At 61.0% G+C, this 2,859-nt stretch carries 3 protein-coding genes and 1 pseudogene; 2 read left to right on the forward strand and 2 right to left on the reverse strand.

Features of this window, described 5'->3' with window-relative positions:
* Both FY112_RS16125 and FY112_RS36770 read right to left on the reverse strand, forming a co-directional pair.
* On the reverse strand, positions 1-439 hold a 439-nt coding region (locus FY112_RS16125), incomplete at its 3' end, for an extracellular solute-binding protein (RefSeq protein WP_151518838.1).
* Positions 440-519: 80 nt separating this feature from the next.
* Positions 520-1,098: a hypothetical protein gene (locus FY112_RS36770; RefSeq protein ID WP_165507540.1), complete on the reverse strand. Its 579-nt coding sequence runs from the start codon at positions 1,096-1,098 to the stop codon at positions 520-522.
* Between FY112_RS36770 and FY112_RS16135 the strand changes: the two genes are divergently transcribed.
* Entirely contained in the window at positions 1,004-2,449 is a 1,446-nt protein-coding gene (locus FY112_RS16135; protein ID WP_151518839.1) for an MFS transporter, read from the forward strand. The two genes, FY112_RS36770 and FY112_RS16135, sit on opposite strands and share 95 nt — an antisense overlap.
* Positions 2,450-2,727: 278 nt before the next feature.
* Positions 2,728-2,859, forward strand: a pseudogene (locus tag FY112_RS37840) (two-component system sensor histidine kinase/response regulator); the annotation flags it as partial.

Raw genomic sequence — 2,859 nt, forward strand, 5'->3', positions numbered from 1 at the left:
CGACGTCGCCCATGGCGGGCAGCGCCCAGTAGTTCGGGGTGTTCTTCGGCCATTCCGAGTAGCCGACGACCGTCGCCGGCACGAAGTCATCCATCTTGATGCCTTCCTTGTCGAAGAAGTCGTTGAGCTTGACGTAGTGGCCATTCTCGGCCGAGCCGCCGATCCACTGGCTGTCGCCGATGATGAGATCGCAGAGCTTGCCGTGCGAATTCAGCTCGTTGAGGAAGCGGTCGGCATAACTCGTCCAGGGAACGAATTCGAACTTCATCTGCGTGCCGGTCTTGGCGGTGAAATCCTTCGACAGCTCGACCAGCGCATTGGCGGGGTCCCATGCGGCCCAGCACAGCGTCAGTTCATCGGCTTTGGCGAGATTGGGCAATGCCGACGACATGACGAATGCCGTGGCCAGCCCGAAAAGGGCTTTCGATGTTTTCTGCATAAGTTCCTCCCAGAACCAAGGGCCGGCTCCCCGCCGGCGTCGCATGTTCACCCACTTCAGAGAATGCTCACATGAACTCCTCAATCATCATGTTTAGCAATATGTTTAGTGATATCTGTTTTTATAAACATTGCAAGCGCCAATCGTTGCTGCAACGCGACAGGTGTCGCGTCCCATAGGCGGATACTTCGAGAGCCGATATTTTCGCAGATCGCGAAAAATTCTTGGCGAGCGTACCGATGCAGCGACATCTGGCCTCGCTGCGACATCGATCGCACGGTATGGACTGCACGCCGCTCCTGTTTTTCCCCGGAGCGGTTCAAGCTTGGCCTCGCTTCGGTGGGGCCTTTTTCTTGAATCCTTTCTTGGGTCGATGCCGCGACGTATCGGGCCGCATCGGGAATATTCCCGCGCAGTGCGAGATTTAGCCTTTCCGGCCGGCTGCAACGGGCGTATTCAGCCAGTGTGCGGCTTCCATATCCGCGCTCCTCCGCGCGGCAGATCTCCGATCGGCTTCCTTCCCGTTTGCCTGCCGCGTCATCCGGAATTTTTATTGGCAGATCGATGACGACGGCAGAGACGAGCGAGAATGGGCAAGAGGCCGCGAGCGGCCGCCAGGCGAAGATCGTGGCGCTGGTCGTTGCCGTTTCCTTCTTCATGCAGATCCTCGACGGCACGATCGTCACCACCTCGCTGCCGCAGATGGCGGCGAGCTTCGGCGTGCAGCCGGTGTCGATGAGCATCGGCATCACCGTTTACATGCTGACGATGGCCGCCTTCATTCCGCTGTCGGGCTGGCTCGGCGATCGGTTCGGCGCGCGCCGCATCTTCCTGATGTCGATCGCCGTCTTCACCGGCGCCTCCTTGTTCTGCGGGCTGTCCGGCAGTCTTGCGGAATTCGTGCTGTGGCGCGCCGTCCAAGGGGCGGGCAGTGCACTGATGACGCCGGTCGGGCGCATCATCGTGCTGAAGAACGCCCGCAAGTCGGAACTCGTCCAGGCGATCGCGCTGATCACCTGGCCGGCGCTGACGGCGCCGGTGATCGGCCCGGTGCTCGGCGGCGTCATTACCACCTATGCCAGCTGGCACTGGAACTTCCTCATCAATATCCCGATCGGCATTCTCGGCATCGCGTTGGTGCTGCGTTTCGTGCCGGAGCAGCGCGAGACCAATCCCGGCCGGCTGGATCTCGTGGGCTTTGTGCTGAGCGCCGCGGGGCTGACCTTCCTGCTCGCCGCCCTCGAACTCTCGGTCAAATGGGACGGCGGGCTTTTGCCCATCATATCCATGCTGGCGGCGGGTATCGTGCTGTCAGTCATGGCGACGCGGCATTTCCTCGCCGTCGACAATCCGCTGCTCGATCTTTCGGCCTTCCGCATCCAGACCTTCTCGATGTCGACGCTGTCGGCGGGCACGGCCTGCCGGATGGCGATCAATGCGACGCCGTTCCTGCTGCCTCTGCTGTTCCAGCTCGGCTTCGGCCTGAGCTCGATTGCCGCCGGCACCTATCTGCTCGTCTATTTCCTCGGCAATTTCAGCATGAAGGCGGTGACGACGCCATTGCTGCGTTTCTTCGGCTTTCGCGCAGTGCTTGGGGTCAACGGGCTGATCGCCGCGCTTTCGATCGTCGGCTGCGGTTTCCTCTCGCCGGAGACGCCGCCGTTTTTCATCCACGCGCTGCTTTTCCTCGCTGGCCTGTCGCGGTCGATGGAATTCACCGCTTTGAACACGCTCGCCTTCGCCGATATCGGCCCGGCGCAGCGAAGCTCCGCATCGACGCTGTCGAGCATGCTGCAGCAGGTATCGATGCTGCTCGGCGTGGCAGTGGCGGCGGCCGTGCTCAACATCGCCTCGGCTCTCAGGGGCGCCGACAATCCCGTCCTTGCCGATTTCCGCTGGGCTTTCATCGTGGTCGGCGTGATCGGCGTCGTCTCATCGCTGCGCTTTCTGCAATTGCCGGCGGAGGCGGGAGCCGAAGTATCCGGCCATCGGAAATTCCAGAAAAATTAGCTTATCCGCGGAACCTATCGGGCCGCTTAGCGTTTATGCATCTCATTTCAGGTTTTTCGTTTTCCCATCTCCTTCAACGGCTTCCATAGGTTCCTCCCCAGGCTAGGGTCATGTTCTGAAAATGCCGGATTCCCGCGATCCTCCTTCCGCGCCACCTGCGACAAGAGCGAGGGATAACCGCTGTTTACCCCAGGCGGCCAATGCAATACGACATTGCCATGCGGACGACTCGGACGCTTGCGGGCGGTCGTCGCTGCGAGAGAACGCCGGGAGACCGAATGAGCAATTCTAGCGGCGATGCGGATGCCCTGATCCACATCCTCTATATCGACGACGACGAGGGGCTCGCCCTTCTGATGCAGAAAAACCTGCTTCGGCGCGGCTTTTCGGTCGAGTGGGCCGAGAGCGGC

The sequence above is a fragment of the Rhizobium sp. PEPV16 genome (genome assembly GCF_008919455.1).
In the GTDB taxonomy this organism is placed as follows: Bacteria; Pseudomonadota; Alphaproteobacteria; order Rhizobiales; family Rhizobiaceae; genus Rhizobium; species Rhizobium leguminosarum_Q.